General features: G+C 65.5%; 19 protein-coding genes, 4 tRNA genes and 1 pseudogene. 14 read left to right on the forward strand and 10 right to left on the reverse strand.

Annotation, left to right across the window (positions count from 1 at the left end):
* Positions 1–14 precede the first annotated feature (14 nt).
* A complete protein-coding gene (locus B9C43_RS03425; RefSeq protein ID WP_084424533.1) occupies positions 15–1,613 on the forward strand; it encodes an FAD-binding oxidoreductase in 1,599 nt (532 codons plus the stop codon).
* A gap of 11 nt (positions 1,614–1,624) precedes the next feature.
* On the forward strand, positions 1,625–3,223 hold the full coding sequence (locus B9C43_RS03430; RefSeq protein ID WP_084424534.1) for an FAD-binding oxidoreductase: 1,599 nt from the start codon (positions 1,625–1,627) through the stop codon (positions 3,221–3,223).
* Here the strand turns inward: B9C43_RS03430 and B9C43_RS03435 are convergent.
* The 4 genes from B9C43_RS03435 to B9C43_RS03450 all read right to left on the reverse strand — a co-directional run bounded on the left by B9C43_RS03435 (position 3,220) and on the right by B9C43_RS03450 (position 8,036).
* A complete protein-coding gene (locus B9C43_RS03435; RefSeq protein WP_235038411.1) occupies positions 3,220–4,938 on the reverse strand; it encodes a coagulation factor 5/8 type domain-containing protein in 1,719 nt (572 codons plus the stop codon). The genes B9C43_RS03430 and B9C43_RS03435 overlap by 4 nt on opposite strands.
* A gap of 172 nt (positions 4,939–5,110) precedes the next feature.
* On the reverse strand, positions 5,111–6,025 hold the full coding sequence (locus B9C43_RS03440; RefSeq protein WP_051897515.1) for a GGDEF domain-containing protein: 915 nt from the start codon (positions 6,023–6,025) through the stop codon (positions 5,111–5,113).
* A gap of 222 nt (positions 6,026–6,247) precedes the next feature.
* Entirely contained in the window at positions 6,248–7,174 is a 927-nt protein-coding gene (locus B9C43_RS03445) for a threonine ammonia-lyase (protein ID WP_033392336.1), read from the reverse strand.
* A gap of 37 nt (positions 7,175–7,211) precedes the next feature.
* Positions 7,212–8,036, reverse strand: a complete 825-nt coding sequence (locus tag B9C43_RS03450; protein WP_084424535.1) for an NAD(P)H-binding protein — start codon at positions 8,034–8,036, stop codon at positions 7,212–7,214.
* Positions 8,037–8,095: 59 nt separating this feature from the next.
* Here B9C43_RS03450 and B9C43_RS03455 point away from each other — a divergent pair, with 59 nt between their 5' ends.
* The 7 genes from B9C43_RS03455 to B9C43_RS03485 all read left to right on the forward strand — a co-directional run bounded on the left by B9C43_RS03455 (position 8,096) and on the right by B9C43_RS03485 (position 12,653).
* Positions 8,096–8,863 carry a helix-turn-helix domain-containing protein gene (locus B9C43_RS03455; RefSeq protein ID WP_160096291.1) on the forward strand — a complete coding sequence of 256 codons (768 nt, stop codon included), beginning with the start codon at positions 8,096–8,098 and terminating at the stop codon, positions 8,861–8,863.
* Between the two features lie 254 nt (positions 8,864–9,117).
* On the forward strand, positions 9,118–9,855 hold the full coding sequence (locus B9C43_RS03460; RefSeq protein ID WP_084424538.1) for an endonuclease/exonuclease/phosphatase family protein: 738 nt from the start codon (positions 9,118–9,120) through the stop codon (positions 9,853–9,855).
* 237 nt (positions 9,856–10,092) lie between these two features.
* Positions 10,093–10,165 (forward strand) — tRNA-Gly (locus tag B9C43_RS03465).
* 12 nt (positions 10,166–10,177) lie between these two features.
* Positions 10,178–10,250: transfer RNA gene (locus B9C43_RS03470), tRNA-Gln, on the forward strand.
* A gap of 17 nt (positions 10,251–10,267) precedes the next feature.
* A tRNA-Leu gene (locus B9C43_RS03475) sits at positions 10,268–10,351 on the forward strand.
* 11 nt (positions 10,352–10,362) lie between these two features.
* Positions 10,363–10,451: transfer RNA gene (locus B9C43_RS03480), tRNA-Ser, on the forward strand.
* A gap of 30 nt (positions 10,452–10,481) precedes the next feature.
* The gene (locus B9C43_RS03485) at positions 10,482–12,653 is read left to right on the forward strand and encodes a TerD family protein (protein ID WP_084424540.1); all 2,172 of its coding nucleotides are present in this window, start codon (positions 10,482–10,484) and stop codon (positions 12,651–12,653) included.
* A 120-nt stretch (positions 12,654–12,773) separates the two neighbouring features.
* Here B9C43_RS03485 and B9C43_RS03490 read toward each other — a convergent pair whose 3' ends face one another.
* Both B9C43_RS03490 and B9C43_RS03495 read right to left on the reverse strand, forming a co-directional pair.
* Positions 12,774–13,520, reverse strand: a complete 747-nt coding sequence (locus B9C43_RS03490) for an ABC transporter permease subunit (RefSeq protein WP_084424542.1) — start codon at positions 13,518–13,520, stop codon at positions 12,774–12,776.
* 41 nt (positions 13,521–13,561) lie between these two features.
* Positions 13,562–14,227, reverse strand: a pseudogene (locus tag B9C43_RS03495) (ABC transporter ATP-binding protein); the annotation flags it as partial.
* A 97-nt stretch (positions 14,228–14,324) separates the two neighbouring features.
* Between B9C43_RS03495 and B9C43_RS03500 the strand changes: the two are divergent.
* Together B9C43_RS03500 and B9C43_RS03505 are read left to right on the forward strand one after the other, a co-directional pair.
* Complete coding sequence (locus tag B9C43_RS03500; RefSeq protein WP_143446088.1) at positions 14,325–15,410, forward strand: sensor histidine kinase; 1,086 nt, start codon at positions 14,325–14,327, stop codon at positions 15,408–15,410.
* Positions 15,407–16,045, forward strand: coding sequence for a response regulator (locus B9C43_RS03505; protein ID WP_033392332.1), 639 nt, complete (start codon positions 15,407–15,409; stop codon positions 16,043–16,045). The genes B9C43_RS03500 and B9C43_RS03505 overlap by 4 nt, the downstream gene beginning before the upstream one ends.
* 162 nt (positions 16,046–16,207) lie before the next feature.
* Here B9C43_RS03505 and B9C43_RS03510 read toward each other — a convergent pair whose 3' ends face one another.
* From B9C43_RS03510 to B9C43_RS03520, 3 genes are all read right to left on the reverse strand, one after another.
* On the reverse strand, positions 16,208–18,247 hold the full coding sequence (locus tag B9C43_RS03510; protein ID WP_160096293.1) for a peroxidase family protein: 2,040 nt from the start codon (positions 18,245–18,247) through the stop codon (positions 16,208–16,210).
* Positions 18,248–18,449: 202 nt separating this feature from the next.
* Entirely contained in the window at positions 18,450–18,587 is a 138-nt protein-coding gene (locus tag B9C43_RS56580; RefSeq protein WP_160096295.1) for a hypothetical protein, read from the reverse strand.
* Positions 18,588–18,814: 227 nt separating this feature from the next.
* Complete coding sequence (locus tag B9C43_RS03520) at positions 18,815–19,441, reverse strand: DUF4360 domain-containing protein (protein WP_033391315.1); 627 nt, start codon at positions 19,439–19,441, stop codon at positions 18,815–18,817.
* A 618-nt stretch (positions 19,442–20,059) separates the two neighbouring features.
* Between B9C43_RS03520 and B9C43_RS03525 the strand changes: the two genes are divergently transcribed.
* The 3 genes from B9C43_RS03525 to B9C43_RS03535 all read left to right on the forward strand — a co-directional run bounded on the left by B9C43_RS03525 (position 20,060) and on the right by B9C43_RS03535 (position 22,123).
* Positions 20,060–20,860 (forward strand): lytic polysaccharide monooxygenase, encoded by an 801-nt coding sequence (locus B9C43_RS03525; protein ID WP_084424552.1) that lies wholly within the window; start codon positions 20,060–20,062, stop codon positions 20,858–20,860.
* Positions 20,861–20,930: 70 nt separating this feature from the next.
* Positions 20,931–21,545 carry a DUF305 domain-containing protein gene (locus tag B9C43_RS03530; protein WP_084424553.1) on the forward strand — a complete coding sequence of 205 codons (615 nt, stop codon included), beginning with the start codon at positions 20,931–20,933 and terminating at the stop codon, positions 21,543–21,545.
* A gap of 173 nt (positions 21,546–21,718) precedes the next feature.
* The gene (locus B9C43_RS03535; protein WP_084424555.1) at positions 21,719–22,123 is read left to right on the forward strand and encodes an STAS domain-containing protein; all 405 of its coding nucleotides are present in this window, start codon (positions 21,719–21,721) and stop codon (positions 22,121–22,123) included.
* Between the two features lie 17 nt (positions 22,124–22,140).
* Here the strand turns inward: B9C43_RS03535 and B9C43_RS03540 are convergent, their stop codons facing one another.
* Positions 22,141–22,356, reverse strand: coding sequence for a putative signal transducing protein (locus tag B9C43_RS03540; RefSeq protein ID WP_033391321.1), 216 nt, complete (start codon positions 22,354–22,356; stop codon positions 22,141–22,143).
* Positions 22,357–22,371 lie beyond the last annotated feature (15 nt).

Consider the following 22,371-nt stretch of genomic DNA (forward strand, 5'->3'; position numbering starts at 1 on the left):
CGAGGGGGTAGCTGATGGACCGGCGAGGCTTTCTGGCGACCACGGCCACGGTCGGTGCGGCGATGGCGCTACCGGGCGAGGCGGTCGCGGCGCCGGGCGAGAACGTGATCGGACCAGCAGCGATCGGGCCGGACGATCCCCGCTACGCGGACCTTGCGGTGCGGGGACAGAACGACCGGTTCGTCACGCTGCCGGAGTCGTTCCGGATCGTCAAGACGACCGACCAGGTGGTCCGAGTGGTCAACGAGGCCGTCCGGACCGGCAAGCGGATCACCGTTCGCAGTGGTGGGCATTGCTACGAGAACTTCGTCGGCGAGCCGACGCCTGGCGTGATCATCGACATGGTCGAGATGGACCAGGTGTACTTCGACGCCCGGCGTCGCGCGTTCGCGGTCGAACCAGGTGCGTTGCTCTCCGAGGTCTACGAGAGGCTGTACTACGGCTGGGGCGTGACGATCCCCGCAGGGCAATGCGGCACCGTCGCCGCAGGCGGGCAGATCCAAGGCGGCGGCTACGGGCCGCTGTCGCGCAGGCTCGGGTCCGTTGTGGACTATCTGGAGGCCGTGGAAGTCGTCGTGGTCGACCGGGACGGGCGCGCCCGTGCGGTGGTCGGTTCCCGTGATCCCAAGGACCCGAACCATGACCTGTGGTGGGCGCACACCGGCGGCGGTGGTGGCAATTTCGGTGTGGTGACACGGTATTGGCTGCGTACACCGGGGGCGCAGGGCAACGATCCCACGAAGCTGCTGCCCAAACCGCCGCGCGGGATCATCGGCGGCTATGCGGTCTGGCGGTGGGCGGATCTCGACCGGGAGAAGTTCCGACGGCTGATGACCAATCACGCCGCCTGGCACGAGCGCAACAGCACGCCGGACGCGCCTGGCGTCAACGTGTACAGCGTCTTCATGATCGGCGGGAAATCCGCGGCCACAGGCCCGATGCCAGGGGACATGTTCCTGAGCGCACAAGCGGATGCCTACCTGCCGGATGCGGAAAAGCAGCTGAGGGACTTCTTCGCGGCCATGACCGACGGAGTCGGCGGCCATTCGGAAGTGTGGACGCAGCCGTCGCCGTGGCACGCCGCGGTGAAGGGAGCTGTCGCCAGCATCGGTGAGATCGGCAGGCAGAAGCAGAAAGCGGCCTACCTGAGGCGGCGATTCCCCGACAGCCAGCTCGACGCCATCTACGACACGCTGTCCGTGGAGAGAACGGACTTGGTCACCAGGATGCTGTGGATGATGTCCTACGGCGGCAAGGTGAACGAGATCGCGCCGGCGGCAACGGCGTCAGTCCAACGAGACTCGATGCTCAAGGTGCTGTACATCTCGGCATGGCAGGACGCCACCCAGGACAACGCGCACATCGAGTGGGTACGCGGGTTCTACAAGAAGGTGTACGAACAGACCGGCGGCGTCCCGGTGCCGAACGAGGTCAGTGATGGGTCGTACATCAACTACCCGGACGCGGATCTGGCCGATCCGCAGCTGAACACCTCGGGTGTGCCGTGGTACACGTTGTACTACAAGGGGAATTATCCACGCTTGCAACGGATCAAGGCCAGGTACGACCCGCGTGACGTGTTCAGCCACGCGCTGGGAATCCGTCCTGCCTAGGGGGAATGAAGATGTCAGTGAATCGACGTGCCTTCCTCGCCTCGTCGGCCACCATCGGCGCGGCCATGGCGATGCCCGCGGTGGCGTCGGCCGAAGGCCAGCCAGCTTTGGGACCGGTCACGATCACGCCGGCCGACCCGCGCTTCGAGGACCTCGTCCTGCGTGGTCAGAACGATCGGTTCACCCCGAGGCCCGAGTCGTTCCGCGTGGTCGGGTCGACCGACCAGGTCGTCCGCGTGGTCGGCGAGGCCGTCCGCGCGGGGAAGCGGGTCAGCGTCCGCAGCGGGGGCCACTGCTACGAGAACTTCGTGGGAGATCCGCAGCCTGGCGTGATCATCGACATGGTCGAGATGAACGACGTGTACTACGACCAGGAGCGTCGTGCGTTCGTGATCCAGCCGGGTGCGTTGCTGTCCGAAGTGTTCCAGACGCTCTACTTCGGTTGGGGTGTGACGATTCCAGGCGGTCAGTGCGGGACGGTGGCCGCTGGCGGGCATATCCTCGGCGGCGGCTACGGTCCGCTGTCCCGGCGTGACGGGTCCGTTGTGGACTACCTGTACGCGGTCGAAGTCGTTGTGGTGGACCGTCATGGTCATGCGCGGGCGATCGTGGCCACACGCGAGCCGGACGATCCGAACCACGACCTGTGGTGGGCGCACGCCGGTGGCGGTGGCGGGAACTTCGGGGTGGTGACGAAGTACTGGATGCGTTCGCCGGGCGCGACCGGGAACGATCCGTCGAAGCTGCTGCCGAAACCGCCGAGTGCGATCCTCGGCGGTTTCATGGTCTGGAACTGGCGTGATCTGACGAAGGACAGTTTCCGCCGCCTGCTGACCAACCACGGGCAGTGGTATGAGCGCAACACCGCGCCGGACACGCTGGCCAGCGTCTTCATGATCAACGGGCACAAGGAGGGCCAGCCGCCGCCCCCGCCGCTGGCCGGCGACCTGTTCCTGACCGCCCAGATCGACGCGGGTGCGCCGAATGCCGAGCGTTTTCTGCGCGGGTACCTCGACGCCATCAGCGACGGAGTCGGTGGCACTCCGATCATCTCCCCCCAACCGGCACCGTGGCTGACTTCCGTGCAGCGCTCGGTGCAGGGTGTCGGAGAGATCGGCAGGCAGAAGAACAAGGCAGCCTATTTGCGCAGGCGCTACAACGATCACCAGCTCGACACCCTGTACGCGCACTTGTCCAATGTGGATCCTTCGCTGGCTGTCACCATGCTGTGGCTAGTGTCCTACGGCGGCAAAGTGAACACCGTCGACCCGGCGGCGACCGCCTTGGCCGACCGCGACTCGTTGCTCAAAACCGTCTACATCGCGGCGTGGGAGGACCCGGCTGCGGACGACGCGCACATCAAGTGGATTCGCCAGTTCTACAAGGACGTGTACGCGCAGACCGGAGGTGTTCCGGTGCCGAACGAGGTCAACGGCGGGTCGTACATCAACTACCCGGACATCGACCTGGCCGATCCGGCGTGGAACACCTCCGGTGTGCCGTGGTCCACCTTGTACTACAAGGGAAACTACCCACGCCTGCAACGGATCAAGGCGAAATACGATCCGCGTGACGTGTTCACGCACAAGCTGGGCATCCGTCCTGCCTAGGGGTAATTGGCCAGGTTGGCCACGTTCCGCTGGGGGTTGGACGGTCCGCCGGTGTTGTTGATGATCCGGTTGATCGTGCCCGCGCCACCGAGAGACACGGTCACCATGCTGTGGAACCGGACGCCGGGGACGTTGGGCACCTCGAAGGCCCGTTCACCGACAACACTGCGGTTGACATTGAAGTTGCAGTAGCTGCCCAGGCCCCACGCCTCGTGGTCGGTGACGTTGTTGGCCACCTTGTAGGCCGCGTAACCCCGTGTCGACCCGTTCATCCAGGCTGCCTGGTTGGGCGGGTCGTACGGCATTTCGTTCTGGTAGAAGTACGTCCGGCCGCGGTTGCCGTTCCAGATGGTCTGGTACTTCTGGTAGTGCTCGACGAACAAGCCGTACGCGGTCACGTCGTTGCCGTTCACGATCAGGCCCACATCCGCGGTGTTGGTGTTCCAGCCGACACCGGAACCGTGGTCGCCACGCCAGATCCACGAGTGGTCGGAGATGACGTTGTTGCTGTTGATCACCAGGCTGTTGGTGGCCCGGCCGACACCCGCACCGCCGACCCGGATGAACAGGTCGTGCAACGAAGTCGGGTTGGCGGCGTGGTTGGCGCTCGACCCGTTCGGTCCGATTTGGACGAGCGTGTTGGAGTTGGTTGCGCCCGCGTCAACCAGGATCCCGGCGATCTTCACACCGTCCACATCGGCCACTGACAGCGCGGTGATGCCGTTCTCCGGGATGAAGGTCGCCAGCCCGAGCCCGAGTACGACGGTGTTCGGCCGGGTGACCTGGATGGTCTGGTTGAGCCGGTAGATGCCGGGCGTGACAAGCAGATGCTGGCCCTGGGCGAGTGCCGCGTTGATCTGCGCGGCGGTGGTACCGGGCTTGACGATGAAGAACTGGGAGACGGGAATCGAAGTGCCTGCCGGAGCCCCGCTCTGCCACGTCGTGCCACGGGCGTTGTTGCGCAGGCCAGGGACGAAGACGTGGTAGTTGCGGCTCGAATCGGCGTAGAGGAACGGCTTCTCCCGGATGACCGGGGTGTTGGCCACCGTGGTGTGCGGCGGGCTGGGGAACGTGTTCGCCGGAGCACCGGCGACACCGGTGAACACCATGTTCCAGTTCGCGCCGGACCAGCTGCCGATCTGGGAGTCGCGGGTGTACCACTGCTGTTGCGAGCCGGACCGGATCTGTCCGTCGATCTTGCTGTCGGCGATGAACCCGCCGCTGGACCACCCGCCGTCATCGAGCTGGAGGTTGCCCTTCAGATGCATCCGGCGATAGGGAGCGGCCTGCGAGACGGCCCACCGGTCGGTGCCACCACTGGGTGCGACCGCGAGGTTTTCCGCGCCACGCCAGAAGTTGTGCGTGGCGTTGCCGCCGAACCAGTCGGCCTCCACATGCACCGCGCCGTTGATGTTGGTGTTGTCCGGTGACATGCCCAGACCGAGGACCTGGGTGTAGTAGCCGACATTGATGTTGACGTTGTACGAACCGGGCTCGAACAGGAACGCGTACCGGTTCGAACCGAACTGGCTGCGCTCTTGTTGCGTGAACACCTGGTTCACGCGCTGCTGGATGGTGGCCTGCGGGGTGCCCGGCGTGAAGATGATGACGTTCGGCCCAAGGTCGGGCGGTGCCGCGATCGCCTGCGGCGTGACGATGAGTGCGCCGGTGAGCGAGGCGAGCACACCCAGCCGAAGAAGTCGCCGTGAGATCACCAGAATCTCCTAACGTCGGCCGCTACCGCTCGCCATCAGGGCAGGGCCGAGCGCGCAACGGCGTCCCATCCACCTGGCGGCGACACGCTCATGTGCGCGACGTGGAGCAGGGCCATGGTAGCGCTCTCACGGCGGTGACGCGACGAAGTAGCGCTGACCGGAACAGCTGTGCTTAGCGCGCGTCGAGGAAGCGGACGGCCTCGTTGACCATGTCACACAAGGGACAAGCCCGAGTCGTTGTCGTCGTGGGCGGACGTTCGACGGCCCGGGCGGAGGGCTCCTGCGTTGGGGTGGAAGTAGGAGCCTGAGCCGTGCTCCGCGGCTTGTGCGTCGGGGGCGCAGGTTTCGGAGGCTGCACAGTCGCAGTCATGGTGACGGTCGTCGGCACGGTCACCGGAGGAAGCGTGACTGTCGGCAGGGACGGTGCCGGACCGGAGGCGGTGACCTGGCCTGCGGACGGCGCGTCGCCCACCATTGCCACCACAGCAAGGCATGCCGCGCACGCCCCGGCAATCGCCAGCGGCACTCGCAGAGACCGTCGTCCAGGCGCCTTGACTCGGTCTCGCCCGTTCTTCTTCGCCCGTCGAAGCGCTGCGTCGGCTTCGACGATCAACGCCTCAAGGTCACTGTCCGGATGCCCGATCGCGACGCCGAAAGAGGCCGTGATCGACTCGATCCGGACTGTTCCGCCCTCGGTGGGGGCGTGCACGATCAACGAGCGCACGTCCTGCCTGACCCGCTCGGTCACGACCACGGCCTCGCCAAGGGTGGTCTCGGGGAGGAGGAGCAGGAACTCGTCGCCGCCGTGCCCGCCGTACCGCCCGAGAAGATCACCCTTTCGTGTGCTGTGCCTCAACGTGTCGGCCACCGCCTTGAGCACCGCATCCCCGGCGACGTGGCCGTACTTGTCGTTGACGCGCTTGAAGTTGTCGAGATCGACGACGACCAACGCGGTCGATGAGGACGCCGCGAGCAGACGTGGCGCCTGCGCGTCCCATCCCCACCTGTCCAGCAACATCGTCAGGCGGTCGGTAGCCCATGGCCCGTGCGGGTAACCGCACGAATCGCAGCTGGACGAATTGGTCATCTTGGGGCAGTCTCCCTTCGGCCGGAGAGACTATCGGTTGACTGCCCGTGACGCAGCGTTCATAGGGGTGAACCGCTGACCTGTCGGGTGATCTCTGCGTGAGGAGTCCCGCAGGCTCGCGATAACTGTGCCCCACATGACAATCGCGCCACCGAAACCTGTCACCGCCGGCCATGCCCACGCCAGTCCGGACAGCCCGAGAACCCACCAGCGTGTGAACCGTCAGGCGAGGACGTTCGCCAAGATCGGCAGTGCGATGTTGCGTCCGGAGATCACGGCGACCGGCTGACCTGCCACATCGACCTTTCCCGCCAGCAAGGCGGCGAGCGGCGCGGCGCCAGCGCCCTCCGCGATCACGCCGTGGTTGCCCGCGAGATAGCGGATGGCCTGCCGCAGTTCCGCTTCGGTCACCCTGACCAGCGAGTGAACGTGATCCCGGATCAGACCCACGGTCACCGAACCGGGCTCGAGGTTGCCGGTGATGCCGTCGGCGATGGTCTCGCCGACGGTTATCTCCACGTCGTGGCCTGCCTTGATGGTTTCCGACATCGCGACCGACTCGGCCGACTCGACTCCGACGATCCGCACGTCAGACCGCTGCGACGCCCACAACCCCAGACCGGAAGCCAACCCGCCGCCTCCGACAGCGCACACGACCGTCATCGGTCCGTCGACCTGAGCGTCGAGTTCGTAGCCGATGGTGCCCTGGCCGGCGATCACGGCTGGGTCGTTGTACGGCGAGACGTAAACCCCGTGCGTCAGGCTCAGGGCGTGCTGTTCGGCCTCGTCGTAGGTCGTGCCGACCTGGATCAGCTCGACGCTGCCGAACGCCTGCAACTTCGACACCTTGGCGGGCGAAGCGTTGCCAGGAACCACAACCGTGGCTCGCGCGCCCAGCAACGCCGTGGCCGTTGCGACTCCCAACCCGTGATTCCCCGCGGACGCGGTCACTACCTCGACGTCGGGGGCGAGGTCCCGCATGGCGGCGATGGCGCCGCGGACCTTGAAGGAACCGCTCGGCTGCGTGGTCTCCAGCTTCAGCCAGATGTTCCCGGTGGTGTCCACCGGTGTCGGCCGCAGTACCGCCGACACCTGCTTCCACGCCTTGCCCAGATCGTCGACGTCAGGGACACGGACCGTGCGGATCATGCGTCCAGCCTAGTCACACCCAGAATGTGCACACAGATCAACGAAACGCGGCCCGGTGGTCGTTGGCCCAGGTGGTGAAGTCGATCGGGGCGCGGCCGAGGATCTGCGCCACGTGCTCGGTCAGCACCGCGTACTTCCCTTCGGCCAGCCGGGTCATCCCGGCGACGGCCTCATCGGCGCTGTCCGGGTGCATTCCGTGGTTGAGCATCGCCTCGCGGGCGGCGTCGATGGACCCCTCTTCGGTCGCGATCCGGGTACCCAGCACCAGTTCGAGCACGGCGACCTGTTGGGTGAACGTCATCAGCTCCGGCCCGGTCAACACGTACTCGCGTCCACTGTGTTCATCGGTGGTGAGTGCTCGCACGGCGACCGCGGCGATGTCTCTGGGGTCGATGACGCCGACGGCTCCGCCCTTGGTCCAGTTCTGCAGCGGGATCCCGGCTTTGATCATCGGGGCGTATCGCATCATGTTCGACGCGAACGTGCCAGGCCGCAGGATCGTCCAGCCGAGACCACTGTCCCGGGTGGGCTGTTCGCTGCGCAGATGCCACGACCCAGGCTCGTCGCCGCTGATCGCGCTCAGCTTGACGATCCGTTGCACGCCCGCGGTCTTGGCGGCTTCGACCAGCGCGACGTCGTGGTCGACGATCGGCTTGGCCGGTGCGGTCACCAAGTAGACTGCCGTCACCCCGTCAACCGCTCTGCCCAGTGATTCCGGATCGTCGAAGTCGGCTTTGACCACCTCGACGCCGTGGATCGCGGTATCCCTGCGGCTCATCGCACGGACCTTCTCGCCCATGTCCAAGAGTTGCTTGACGACTTCACTTCCGGTGGTGCCCGTGGCACCCGTGACCAGGATCATGACCGCAACGTTCGCAGTCGCGCGTGTACGTCGCTATGAAGTTCCGGCACAGTTGTGGAGTGCTGAAGGAACGTGCGCTCGAGGTGGCACCCGACCTCCGCGGCTGGATCTCCGACATCATCATGTCCGAGGCCACGGCCGACGCGGTTGTCGTGCACAAGCCTGACCATTCCACGACGTTGACCGTGCGTTTCGCGCCAGGGGAGAAGCCGCAGCTGATGGTGAGGGGGCCGCGGACGCGGGCGCTCTACTACCGGGGCGCTCCAGGGCCGTCGTGTCTGCAGGTCCGCCTGCGGCCTGGTACAGGGAAGGCGCTGTTCGGACGTTCCATGCGTGACCTCGTTGACGAGGTCGTCCCGTTGAGCGACGTGTGGCACTCAGCCGGGCAGATGGCCGATCTCGTCGACGACCCAGGCACGTTCGTCGAAGCCCTGGTCGCAGGCTTGCCGGACCGGGACGCCGATGGTGACCTGGTCATGCGGGCGATGGACATGCTGTCCACAAGTGACATCAAGACGAGCGCGAAACGCCTGCACGTCAGCGAACGGCACCTGCGCAACGTCTTCGTCGACGGTGTTGGCATGCCGCCCAAGCGGTTCGCACGGATCGCCAGGGTCCGGGCTGTCATCGAGCACGGCGCGACCAGGCCTTTGTCCGAACTCGCACAGGAAGCCGGCTTCTACGACCACTCACACATGACAGCCGAGTTCCGCGCGATCATGGGTGTTGCGCCGACGGTGTTCTTCGGCGGGCGTGCCTCGCCGAACGTCCGCTGTGTGGGGCCGTTTAAATCCGTTGAGCTCACGGCCGGCGAGGCCGTAACCTGATCCCTGCGAGGCAATGACCGGACTTCCTGCTACGGGACCAAGAGTGCCGCGAGGCGCTTGGAGCTAGTCCGGTCGCTCTCCTCGTACCGCGAGGCCATGAGGGAACTTCCTACTCACTCGACTCTAAATCGAATCCACGTAGTTCCTTCGCTTTCCTCGCCTCAAGACTTCGGGCTCGCCACGCAGGGGGAGGGTGGCGAGCCCTTGCGCGTCCGCACGCGGGTCTGTTTGTCTCACCTCACTGGGAGGTGACCATGAAGGTCCGGGTTGTTCTGGCAGTCGCACTCGCTCTGGTGGGAATGGCACCTGCGGCGGCAGCGGCGACACAGGTCAAAGTTCTTCAGCTCAACATCTGCAACAGCGGTGTGGCCGGGTGCTACACGGGCAGAGCGGTGTCCAAAGCGGTCTCTGTGATCACGTCGACCAAGCCGCAAGTCTTGTCGGTCAACGAATCCTGTTCCGGTGACGTCGAACCACTCCGGCAGGCGATGGGCGCGGCGCGGGTCGCATTCGTTGCCGCACAAAGACCCGACGGATCGCCGGTGTTGTGCACGAACGGGCAGCACTACGGAAACATTGTCATGGTCACCGAATCGCTGGCCGGTTCAACCACGGCGACAGGCAAGTACAGCGCGCAGGACACCAGCACCGAGCAGCGCGTATGGGCTTGCCTACCCGGTGGGCGGATCAGCGCATGCACGACGCATCTGTCCGCGCGTAGCGGGTCGACGGCGTTGGCGCAGTGCAAGGAACTGATGGTCAAGGCGGTCGGCTACACCCGGCCGACTGTGGTCGCCGGGGACATGAACCTGCGTTATCAAGGCTCGCCGAACGTACAGGACTGCAATCCCAGCGGCTTCTACCGCAAGGGTGACGGCAGCGTGCAACATATCTTCGCCAGTGCCGATCTCGCATTCGTCAGCGGTACGAAGATAGACATGTCCGGAACGACAGATCACCCCGGCTGGCTCGTCACGGTAAATATGGGTTGACCGGAGTTTGCGAGCCCGGCATGATTCAGCTACACACCGAGCAAGGAGAGCAGCGATGGCGAACATGCGACAGCGGGGATACTCCGCCCAGCTGCCTTCGCCCTGCTTGCGAGGTCTGCGGCGGAAAAGTCGTGCCCGGCTCTCCGTAGTGACATGACCTAACTTGTCACGTCGCGAGAGCCGCCCATCGGAGCACCGATCAGGGCGGCTTTTGCTATGCGGGGACGAATAAAACATGCGGTCGTGGCGTAATCGGCTAACGCGCCAGGCTTCCACCCTGGAGAAGCGGGTTCAATTCCCGCCGGCCGTTCTCTTTTCTTTTTGCCCGTTGGTCCAGCTGGCATGGATGCCGGACTCTGACTCCGGAGACCGAGGTTCGATCCCTTGACGGGCAGCGTTGTACGCACAAAAGGCCCCTGTGGCGGAAATGGCAGACGCACGCGACTCAAACTCGCGGGCCCGCTAGGGCGTGCAGGTTCAAGTCCTGCCAGGGGTACGTTCCACAGTGGAGGGCTGGCCGAGTCTGGTAAGGCACCGGCCTGCTAAGCCGTGGTCCGGGGTAACACCCGGCGCGCGTTCGAATCGCGCGCCCTCCGCAGAAGTTCACCATCGTCAGAGGAATCACCATGACCGACGTGAAGGTCCTCATCCGCAAGACTTTGCGGGTGCCGCGAAGTGCGGGCCAGCCGGGCGACGGCGCACGGGTGGCGCGGCAGATGGATGCCGCGCTGACGGGCGTCGGTTTCAAGGCGAGCGGTGAGCTGCTCGGCCACGTCTCCGAGCTGGAGCCCGGCGCGGCGATGGACCTCGCGGTCGAGGTGATCGGTGCGGTACGCGAACTGCTCGGCGACCACGTTCCGCACAACTCGTACTTCATCAAGTTCCCGGACGGTGTCCCGGACACGGTCGAGTTCTGGGTGAAGTGCCTGCGTGAGGCGTTCACGCCGACGCGCCGCAAGTGGTTCCCTGGCGACCGCGACCTGCTCGAAGTGCTGACCGAGGGCTGGGTCGACCTGCTGAAGCTGCCGCGCTACGGCCGCTACCAGCACACGTACGAGGAACTGCTGGCCGCGCACGACGAGCTGATCCCGTCGGTGAAGGACCGCGTGACTGTCCTGCACCTGGGCGGCACGCTCCCGGACGAGGTCAACCGGCTCTACCTGGACCTCGCGAGCAGTGTGACGCCGCTCGGCGAGGCGGATCTCGTGCTGCTCAAGGACTTGGCAGCGGAGTCCGCTGTACTGCCGGACGCCGTTGCGGTCAGGGAGAACCGCGCTGTCATCAACGCTGTCCGGTTGGAAGCCGGCCTGCCGTTGGTGTTCGTGGACACGGTCACCGACGTACTGCGTGTGGCCTGCCAGGCGAGCGGCGGCGATGTGACACTGCAGGAGCGCACCAAGTTCCGCAGCTTCAAGCGGCGTGAGCGTCGTGTGTTGCTCGCGGCGTTGGACGCGGTCATCGCTGGCAACAGTGGCAAGCTCGGTGATGTGGCGCAGTACATCGGGCCGTGGAAGCGGCTGGGTGAGTTCCTGCACCCGCACGAGTACCCGCAGTTCCCGCAGGCGCAGGACATGTTCGCGGTTGCCCGTGGCGAGCGGAAGGTCCGGACGCTGGCGGGTCGTGCGGAGCTGGCGTTCATGACGGAAGGGGTCACGAAGGCGGTGTCGGTCCTGGCCAACGCGCCGGGTCTGCTGGTCCGGTCGCTGGATCGGTTGCTGCGTGCGGCCGAGCCGGACGACGTCGAAGTTGTGGCTGACGCGGCTACGAAGGCGTTCGAGTCGACGTCAGGGCGGGTGCTGTGCTCGTTGCGTGAGCACCTGGGCAACCGTCGCACGCCAGATGCTGCACGCGTGTTCACGACTCGTGGACGTCGTGCGTGGGTGACTTCGGACAGCAGGAAGCCGTTGTCGCGCAAGGTGATCGATCGTATGAACACGACGCTTGACATCGAGTTGCTCAACCGCATGCCTGTGTACGAGCGGCTCGTGGTCGATCCGGCCGTGCTCGACGTGGCGTTGCCGCTGACGGGCAAGGCGACGGAAGACGGTTTCGCCGTGCTGCCGCGCGGTACCCGGACTCCGGTGGACGGCGATGTGTTGCGGTTCTTCGTGTACTGGCGTGAGAGTAAGCGTCGTACCGACTACGACTTGTCGGTCCTGTTGCTGGATAAGGACTTCCAGTACGCAGGGCATGTGTCGTGGACGAACTACAGTACCGACGGCGCGGTCTACTCCGGTGACATCACCGAGTCGAACCACGGCGCGACGGAGTTCATCGACATCACGCTGGACACGGTGACCGCCGCGTACATCGTGCCGCAGGTGAACATCTACGCAGGGGAGGGGTTCGACGAGGTCGCGGAGTCGATGTTCGGCTGGATGACCCGGGACCGCGGGCAGCAAGGCGCCCCGTTCGAAGCGCGGACCGTGCGGACGCGTTCGGACATGCGTGGCTCCGGCCGAGTCGCGTTGCCGATCATGTTCGCCCGGGACGACAAGGGTGCGTGGACCGCGAACTGGACGCACCTCTACCTGAGTGGGGGCGTGAACTTCAACGTGGTTGAGGGTAACCAGGTCAGCACCAGCATGATCGCGCGTGGCCTGGTCGAGCGCGACTACCTGACGATGTCGTACCTGGTCGACATGCTGTCGGCCAAGGCAGGATCGGTGACCATGTGGGAGCCGGGTCTGCGGCTGACCGAGCCGGTCGTGTTCGTGGGACTCGACCGGCCGGAAGGCCTGCCGGACGGCTCCGAGGTGTTCACCAGGGAACGGCTCAACCAGCTGATCCCAGCGTGAGGCAGGCTCGCGGAAGCGAGGCCATGGAGGAGCTTCCTTCTCACATTCATGGATTTAGTTTCTCCACTTTCCTCGCGTCGACATGAGACGGGGCCCGCGGGCCCCGCGGGCCCCGTCTTCTTATGTCACGTCCCGCCGCACGCTGATCAGTCTGGCCGCGACGGCCGCGGTGACGGCGTAGCCGATCATGAGCAAACCGCCTGCCCACACCGGCAACAGGTCCCCGGTCGCGAACGACGACAAGCCATCCCGTGTCCACCCGCTGACGGCTTTCGCGACACCGGTCGGCGTCCAGCGGCCGACATCCGGGACCATCATCACCAGTGCCCACTCGATGTAGAAGACCCACACGAACGCGATCGTGATCGCGGCGACCATATTGCGGATCAACGCACCCACAGCGGCTCCGAGCAGGCACCAGAGTGCGACGCTCACGATCGACCCCAGCAGGACTCCCGGCACATCCGGTGTCCACACTGGATACTCGTAGCCCGACAGCAGGATAGCCACGGCCGGGGTCGTCACCGCGGCGGCCGCCACGCCGAGGACGAAGCCGATCAGACTGCTGGCCAACAGTTTCGCCGTGATCACATGCCCGCGGCGGGGAGTGACGAGCAGCGCCCACGTGATCGTGCGGTGCCGGTACTCACTGGTCACCACGATGATGCCGATGATCATCACGAACATGTAGCCCTGTTGCGCCATGCTGTAAGCGGCGTTGACCGAGCGCTCGTTCGCGGTTTCCGGGGTCATGAACACGACCACCTGCACGATCGCCCAGCCGATGCAGGCCACCACGGAGATCGCGGCCAGCAGCCATGTCGACCGGGTCAGCCGCTGGAGTTCCGCCCTGACCAGGTTGATCATGACCTCACCAGCTCGAGGTAGGTGTCCTCCAGGCTGCCGAACTCGCTCAACGGACCCGTGGCGACCAGCTTGCCGTGGTTGATGACGATCACGTCGTCGATGGTCTTGGCCATCTCGGTGAGGACGTGGCTTGACACCAAGACTGTCCGGCCGTCAACGGCGAGCGCGCGCAGGAACCCGCGTAGCCAATGGATTCCTTCGGGATCAAGGCCGTTGGCAGGTTCGTCGAGGATAAGCACGGCTGGATCGCCCAGTAGCGCACTGGCGACGGCCAGCCGCTGGCGCATCCCCAGCGAGAAACCGCCGATCCGGCGAGTCCCGGCCGATCGCAGATCCACCAGTTCAAGCACTTCGTCCACCCGGTTCGGCGAAATGCCCGCTGCGGTGCACAGGACCCGGAGATGGACGCGCGCGGTGTGGCCGGGGTGGAACGCGGTCGACTCCAGCACGGCACCCACCGATTTGATCGGCGTCTCCAGGTCCACGTACCGCTTGCCGTCGATGGTCGCCGTGCCCGAGGACGGGCTGACCAGGCCAAGGAGCATTCGTAACGTGGTGGTCTTGCCCGCACCGTTCGGCCCGAGGAACCCGGTGACCGAACCCGGCCGGACCGTGAACGACAAGTCGTCCACCGCGTGGACGTCGCCGAACCTCTTGCTCAGCTTTTCGACTGCTATCACGCCAGTGAGCCTGCCGCTCGGGCGCACTGCGGGGCATGGGCCCAGGGCTGGGTCTTGCGCAGGTGGAGACGGCTCCAACCCGAGGTGGAGGACCCAGCCTGGGATCGCAGGTACGGTGACCGGCGTGGGTAGATGGCGGTACGCGGTGTGGGCCGTGGTCGTGGCGTACATGGGCTGGACAGCGGTCACGTCCCTGGTTCACGCAGTCGAACTGCACGGCTGGCCGGGAGCCGTCCTCGATGCAGCGCTCTACTGCGTTGCCACAGGGTTCTGTTACATCGCATACCGCTATGAGAAGAACGCCATCTGGTGGCTGGCCGCCGCCGCGGCACTCGGTCTGTATCTGCATTTCCACACGCCGTACCTCGGCACCAGCCTGATGTTCCTCGCGGTCTGGCTCGCGCCGTTCCGGGCGCGGCTCTGGCCCGCGATCATCCTGACCACCGCGACCACCGTGGGTTTCCTCAGGACATCCTTGGCCATCGACCTGGAGGAGAACGCCATCATCGGCATCGGCTTCGCCCTTGGCTGGGCCGGTTTCCTCGCCGCGATCCTGAACCAGCTCGCGGTCACCCGCCGGGAATCGAAAGCCGTTGCCGAGGCGCAGGCCAAGACCGCGGTACTGGGCGAGCGGCAACGGCTCGCCCGCGAGATCCACGACATCCTCGCGCATTCCTTGTCCGCACAGGTCGTCCACCTGGAAGGCGCCCGGTTGCTGCTGGAGCAAGGCGGAGACCGTGACGTCATCCTCGACCGGGTCATCCGGGCGGGAGATCTCGCGCGGTCCGGTCTTGAGGACTCCAAACGAGCCGTCACGGCACTGCGCGGCGACCAGACGCCGCTCGTGGAGCAATTGGAGGAGTTGGCAAAGCAGTTCCGGTCCACCACTGGCCGGTCATGCGAGGTCTCGGTAACCGGTGACGCCGGACAGCTCGCTCCGGAGGCTTGGCTGGCCGTGGTTCGTACCGCACAGGAAGCGTTGACGAACGCGCACAAGCACGCGCCCGAAGCGCAAGTCATGATGGACTTGCGGTGCGCGGAGGAGTGGTGCGAACTCGAAGTCCGGGACACTGGCGGTAAGCCGGTCGAGTCCACAGGGAACGGTTACGGGTTGGTGGGAATGCGGGAACGAGCCGAACTGATCGGCGGCACACTCGACGCGGGGCCTGTCGATGACGGCTTCCGGGTGCGGTTGCGGGTGCCCGCATGACCCGCGTGATCGTTGTGGACGATCAAACAGTCGTGCGGGAAGGCCTTGTGCTGCTGTTGCAGCTGTTGCCGGACATCCAGGTCGTCGGTGCCGCGGCCGGTGGGGAGGAAGCGCTTCGGCTGGTTGCCACCGAACGGCCGGATGTGGTGCTGATGGACCTCCGCATGCCCAAAATGGATGGTGTCGAGGCGACGAAACGCGTTCGTGCTGAGCATCCGGACACCCAGGTTGTCGTGCTCACCACGTATTCCGACGACGAATCGGTGTTCGCCGCGCTCAGGGCCGGGGCGCGGGGATATCTGACGAAAGACGCCCGGGCGGGCGAGATCGCGGAAGCCATCGCCGCGGTCCAGCGGGGCGAGGCCCAGTTCGACCCGGCCATCCAACGCCGCCTCGCCGAGACCGTCACCAGCAGGGCGGTGTCCACCGAAGGCCTGCCGGACGGCCTGACGCCACGGGAAGCCGACGTGCTGCGGCTGATCGCGGAAGGCCGCTCGAACACCGAGATCGCCGGCCAGCTGGTGATCACCGAGGCGACCGTGAAGACCCACATCAACAACCTCTTCGCCAAAATAGGCGTACGTGACCGCGCCCAAGCGGTCACGTACGCATTCAGGAGAGGACTAGTAGGCTAAGTGCCGCGTGGCCCCGCTCCCTTGGCCTTGCTGGGGCTCAAATCGTCCCTGGCGGCACCGACCGGAACGCCGAAAGACAACCAGTATTCCAGGCGTCCCGGCGTCACCACCAGGAACAATTTGATCTCCCAGCAAGGCGAAAGGGAGCGGGGCCACACGACACTAAACAGGCTGCCACAGCGCGAGTGTGGTAGGCGGTGCCCAGTCCTCTTGGGACCTGTGAGCCTGACGGCAGCGGTAGGCCACATTTTCCACGGTGACGGTGTCGCCGATGGCGTACGCGATGCCCACGGCCCAGTCCGGCGTCGGATCGGTCAGGAACACGTTGTCCTGTGTCTGCACACCGGTGTTGGTACGGATGATCTGGCCGAGCGTCTGCCGGTAGGTGATGCCGTACCGGCGCTCGATCTCGCCCAAGACCGGGTCGTTCAGGTAGAAGAACCGGTCGCCGTCCCTCAGCGCCTCGAACTGCTTGCGCCAGATGGCGTGTTGCAGCTCGCCGAATTCCTTGCCCGGCACATGGCGTTCAGCGATCATCCCGGTGAACGCGTCGAGCGTGTTCACGTTTCCGCCGTGCGTCGCACTCAGCCTCGCGGCCAGCGTGCTGCGCCGGACGCCTGAGACGCCATGGCTGTCGGCCGCCGGGCTGCCCAGCAGGATGTCGCGGCCGCGGATGTCGGACAGCCTGGTGAAGTCCATGATGTCCGGGTCGTTGTTCGGGTTGGCCGGGTCGATTTCCGGGTCACGCGGGAACTGGCTGGTCGATTCGCCCGTGATCGCGGTGAAGCTGGTCTTGGGCGCCAGGCCGTATGCCCGCCGCAGATCGTTGTACAGCGGCAGCCCGTGGTCACGGCCCCGGGCGATGTCGATCGCGCCGAGGTCGCTGACGCCACGGAAGCACTTGGGCAGTTCGGGCCCGTCAAGGCAGTCCGGGTTGCCGGGCACCGGGATCTGGAACAGCACACTGCGCAGCTGGTTGTCGATCTGCTCGTCGTTCTTGTACTGCGCTTCGCCGCCAAGGCCCTTGAGCACCGGGCCGATGCCGACTTCTGCCATCAGGTCCGGGTTGAAGAACGCGATGTTCAGCGGAACGACGAGGGCGATCTCGTCACCTTCGTGCTCAACCTCGATCCCCGCCGCCTCGAACTCGGCGAGCTGCTGCTCGGTGTACTGATCCGCCGGGGCAATCGGTTCGAGTTCACCGTGGATCATGCTGTGCGCGCGATAACCGACCACCGCGAACTCATTGGACAGTGCGGAGTTCACGTTGCGGTTGTAGCCGCGGTAGGGCGACAGCGTGACGCCCACAGCCGGCAGGAACTCGTTGTACGTGATGTACTGCTGCTCCGCGCCGACCACCCGGCGGGCGATCTCGAACTTCTCCTGCTGCGACAACGTGTTGGGCAGCCGGTTGACGATCCTGTTGTGCTCCAACGCGAACAGTGTGTGCGTCGCGGTCAGTCCCCAGTTCTCGTTCGCTCGGACGTCACCGGCGACCATCGCACGCCCAGGGTTGGGCCGCAGGTGCCCGGCCGCGTCCATCGGCGGTGCGGTGCTGATGTTGCCGCGTGCGTCACGACGTGGCAGCAAACCGTTGTCCAGCAGGAGCCTGACACCGTTGTTGGCCATGGTGCCGTCGACTGGGCCTTCCCGTAGCCACTCGAGCCGCTGCGACGTTCCACTGTAGACCGAGAACCCGTCGATGTAGCTGGAGACCGTGTTGATCTGCTGGCGGACTACAGTGCCCGCTCCGGTTCCGGGCGCAGCCGGGGTGCGCACGAAGCCAATGGAGCCGAGGTCGTTGGTGAACTGCTCGAGCGGATCGTTGCCGTTGAACCGGATCGGCGCGTTCTCCCCGCCCGCTTCCTGACGCAGGCCGAAAGTGTGGTCCATGAACTGTCCCCATGCGAATCCCCATTGGGTGACTCTGCTTTCGGAGAACAGATTCTGCGCCACGTCGCTGAAAACCCGGTTGCTGACGGCGCGTGGTTCCGGCCCGCCGACGGGACGTGCGATCCCGTCGGCGTAGTTCGCCGGCGCCACCCTGGTGTAGGGAGTGTTGGTACGCCCCCAGACCGGGTTGGTCAGGTTGTTGCAACTGCCATCCAGGGTGCGGATGGCGATCGTCGAGCATCCTTCTTGGGCAGGTGCTATTGTGGCTGTCAGCGGGAAAACGACGAGAATCGCTCCGACCAGCGCCACAGGCCGGCATCTTCGCATCGGGAGACCTTTCGCAAGGCGGGTGAGCTGGCCGGGCAGCAGGCGGCGGGGCCAGTAACGATCAAGCGTAGACCCGCTTCATCGGCTCCCGACATGACAAGCTTGCCTTAGGACTGATGGTCTTCCCTCACGTGCGAAACCCCCTTCCCGGCAAAGGAAGGGGGTTTTCCTGCTACTGGGCGGGTCAGCTCACGGCGAGATACCCGAGCACGAACCCCAGTACGGTCGCCACCACCGAGACCGGTATGGCCCATTTACCAAGCACTTTGTCACCTGTCGCGTAAGCGACGATGGCGAGTGCGATCGCCGCGAGTCCGAACACGATGGGAAGGAAGAGTATCGCGATAGCGGACAGGACGAAGGAAATGATGGCGCACACCCGGGCGCCGGTAACCGGTTGCGGACTGGCTGTTTGAGACAACGGTCCTCCCAGTGTCTGCCAAGGAAAATGTCGACACTGGGATACCCAAGCCATTGTGGCCCAATCATCATACTGATGCGGACGGGCCGCCGTGCGAGGGCGGACGGCGGCCCCTGCTGGAGGTCCGCTCAGCAGCGCTTCCAGATGAACCGGTAGCGGTTGTTGGGATTGCGGTCGGGCGAGTCCATCGAGATCCAGCTCGATGTGACCTGGGGGTTGGACGTTCCCGCGCTCACCCGCAGCGCGGTGTTGATGTTGAGGTAGCGGTGGTCACCGCACGGCGCGAACACGACCGAGCCGGGATCGGTCATGTCCGTGGTGGCCCACTCGTCGCGCATCGGGCCGTTGAACTGGTGCACACGCCGCGCTGTGCTCGAATTGCCTTGGAAGTAGTAGTTCGCGCTCTGCCACGCCTGTGCGCCCGCGGCGAGGTTGATCCGGCCGGAGTAGTCCGCGCGCACGATGCCGAACGTGAATCCGCCCGGAACCCGGACATCCAGGCTGAGCTGGCAATTCTTCCTGATGTCGGTCGGGTCCGCGCCGACACCGACCCTGGCGACGTAACTGCGGTGGATGAGGATGAACTCGGAATTGTCGTCGGCGACCGCCACCTCGGTGGTCCCGGCCGGGCAGCCGGAGCCGTTGGCGGTCACGACATCCACGGTGACCCGCCCGACCGGGACATCGTCCGCGGCCGTCACCGTCGGCGCATTGACGGATAACGCCACAACAAGGGCAAGCAACGTACTGATCATGAGGCACCTTTCGAATGCAAACCATTCCGGTAGCGGGCCCTGCACGCAGGGTAGCCCCGTCGCCGCATAAGAAAAGCCGACGGATGGAGCAATACGTTGCTCGACCTGATTCCGGACAATTCCCCATGTATTCAGGATTATGATCCGACGACAGCATCAATCCCATTCTCCGGCACAGTCCATAACAGATTTACCCAGAATTCCGGCCGTCCACTCGGGAGGTGTGGTGCCCGTGGTTGTGGCCGGGAGCACACTCGCGGTGGCGGCCTTGCTGGGATCGGGACTTGAACCAAGTGCCGCCAACCCGTTGGCGCGCAGTGGGTCTTGACTGGTGTAAACCATTTCATCGCGGCGAACCGCCAGGTCGGCCGCTGGTCGTTGATCGCGATATTCGGTGCGCGCATAGCTGAACCGTCTGCGCTTATGCCTCGTACTCATCGATAAGGCAAGAACTGTCAACCCGGAGGTGACCACAGTGGACGGCACGTGCCGCCGCTTGACGGGTACCGCAACGGTTTATATGGTCTAGACCAATCATTCGATCTTGGTTCAGGGGCAGCACGGCGCGAGCTGCCGCCGTCAGTACCACATGTTCGCTGCTCTGCGAGGTGTTTTTCCATGTCCCTGAAACGCAAATTGTCCGTGACCGCGGCCGCGGCCGGACTCGCCCCCGCTTTGCTCGTCGTCGTGCCGTTCGGGCAGGCCAGTGCGCACGGCTATGTCTCGTCCCCGGGCAGCAGGCAGGCCCAGTGCGCGGCAGGCACCGTGTCCTGCGGTGACATCAAGTTCGAGCCGCAGAGCGTCGAAGGCCCCAAAGGGCTGACCAGCTGCAGCGGTGGCGTCGGCCGGTTCGCCGAACTCGACGACGACAGCAAGCCGTGGCGCGCCTCGTCCGTCGGTGGTTCGGTCAACTTCACGTGGACCTTCACCGCGCGGCACGCCACCACGAACTATGAGTACTACCTCAACGGCCGCAAGATCGCCGACATCGCCGGCGCGGGCAGGCAGCCCGCGCCGACCGTCACGCACTCGGTCGACCTCGGTGGCGCGACCGGCAGGCAGAAGTTGTTGGCAGTGTGGAACATCGCCGACACGCCGAACGCCTTCTACTCGTGCGTCGACCTTCAGATCGGTGGCGGTGGTGGCACGACCCCACCAACGACCCCACCAACGACTCCGCCAACGACGCAGCCGACCACGCCGAAGCCGACCACCAGCCAGCCGACGACCCAGCCGACGAAGCCGACCACCAGCACCCAGGCGCCGCCAGCGAATGGTGCCGAGTGGAAGCCGAACACCGCTTACCTGGCGGGTGCCGAGGTCACGTTCCAAGGTGCGCGGTATCGCATCATCCAGCGCCACACGTCGTTGCCGGGCTGGGAACCGCCTGCCACGCCTGCGCTGTGGAAGAAGCTCTGACCCCGTAGTCCCTTTGGCGGCCCGCGCTCCGTAGCCCGGGCGCGGGCCCCTGATCAGGAGAACCTCTCAAGTGAAGCGCTTCTACCTAGCCATCGCCGCCACAGTGACCCTGATGGCTGGCGCCGCGTGCAGCTCGTCCGATCCGGGTTCCGCGTCCCCGGCCGTGCCGCCCGCGCAGGCGCCCGTCGATGCCGGCACGAAATCAGCGTCCACGGGCGACTTCAACGACGTCGACGTGATGTTCTTGCAGATGATGATCCCGCACCACGAGCAGGGCATGCAGATGGTGCGGCTGGCCGCCACGAACGCGGGCAGGCCGGAGATCAAGGACTTGGTCAGCGCCATCGAGCTGACCCAGGCCGACGAAGCCAAGAACATGACCGGGTGGCTGCAGCAGTGGGGCAAGCCGACGACGGTCGACCCGAACGCGGACGTGCACGTCAACCACGGTGGACTGCCCGCAACCAACCCCGAGGTGATCGCCGAGCTGGCCCGTTCGTCCGGCGCCGAGTTCGAAAGCAAGTTCCTCAACCTGTTCACCGGGCACCAGGGTGCCGCGGTGGAAATGGCCCAGCGTGAGGTCAAGGAGGGGGCCAGCCAGCCGGTGAAGGAACTGGCCGACCGGATCGTGAAGTCCCGCAGCGGCCAGATCCAGCAGATGCTCACCCTGCTCGGACAGCAGTGAGCCCGACGGGCGGCGGCCATGGACTGTCTACATGGGACAGGGCCGGAGGGTGGGCGCCGCCCGGTGGTGACACGCAGTAGTCCGCTGTAACCGGAGGATGACTGACACGGCGGTGTCCGAGGGACTACTGTTGAGGTCATCCGAGGCAACACCCCTATGAAGGGACCTCAGCGGTGTCGGAGAACGGCCTGCTCAACTGGCACGTCGAGCAAGACACCGACGTCGTCGTCCTGCACGTCGCCGGTGAGATCGACCTGGCGAGCGAAGAAGACTTCGCCGAGGCGCTGGCGCACGCGCTGGAGTTGCCAACGCCGGTGGTGCTCGTGAACCTGTCCAAGGTGACGTTCCTCGGCTCTGCGGCGCTGCACGTGCTGCTGCAGGCCAACGAAGAGGCACGTCGCCGCAAACAGGCGCTGCGCGTCGCCCACGGCGGGTCCCTCGCTCAGCGCGTGCTCACGGTCGCCGGGCTGGACCAGGTCCTGGATGTCTTCGACAGCGAGCAGTCGGCGTTGTCGTGGCTGCCTCATCCTGCAGACGGCAGCCACGACCGCCGTGTCCGCGACGCTCACCACCGATAGCCGTCACGCCGCAGGCGCTACGACGTGAGCTGCACGCCCGCTTCGGTCAGCAGCCGCTCAGCTTCGTCCCGCTGGTCGTCCTCGACGAGGATTCGCTGCTGGAGCGCGCCGATCGACCCGTCGATCACACTCATGTGGCCGTCGGTGAGGCTGTGGTTGATTCCCGCGTCCTTGAGCACGGAAGCGGCGAACGACATCAGAACGGGATCATTGGAACGAAGCAGCTCGATCATGGCTCCACGATACGG

It is taken from the genome of Kibdelosporangium aridum, from assembly GCF_900176515.1.
Taxonomy (GTDB): Bacteria; Actinomycetota; Actinomycetes; order Mycobacteriales; family Pseudonocardiaceae; genus Kibdelosporangium; species Kibdelosporangium aridum.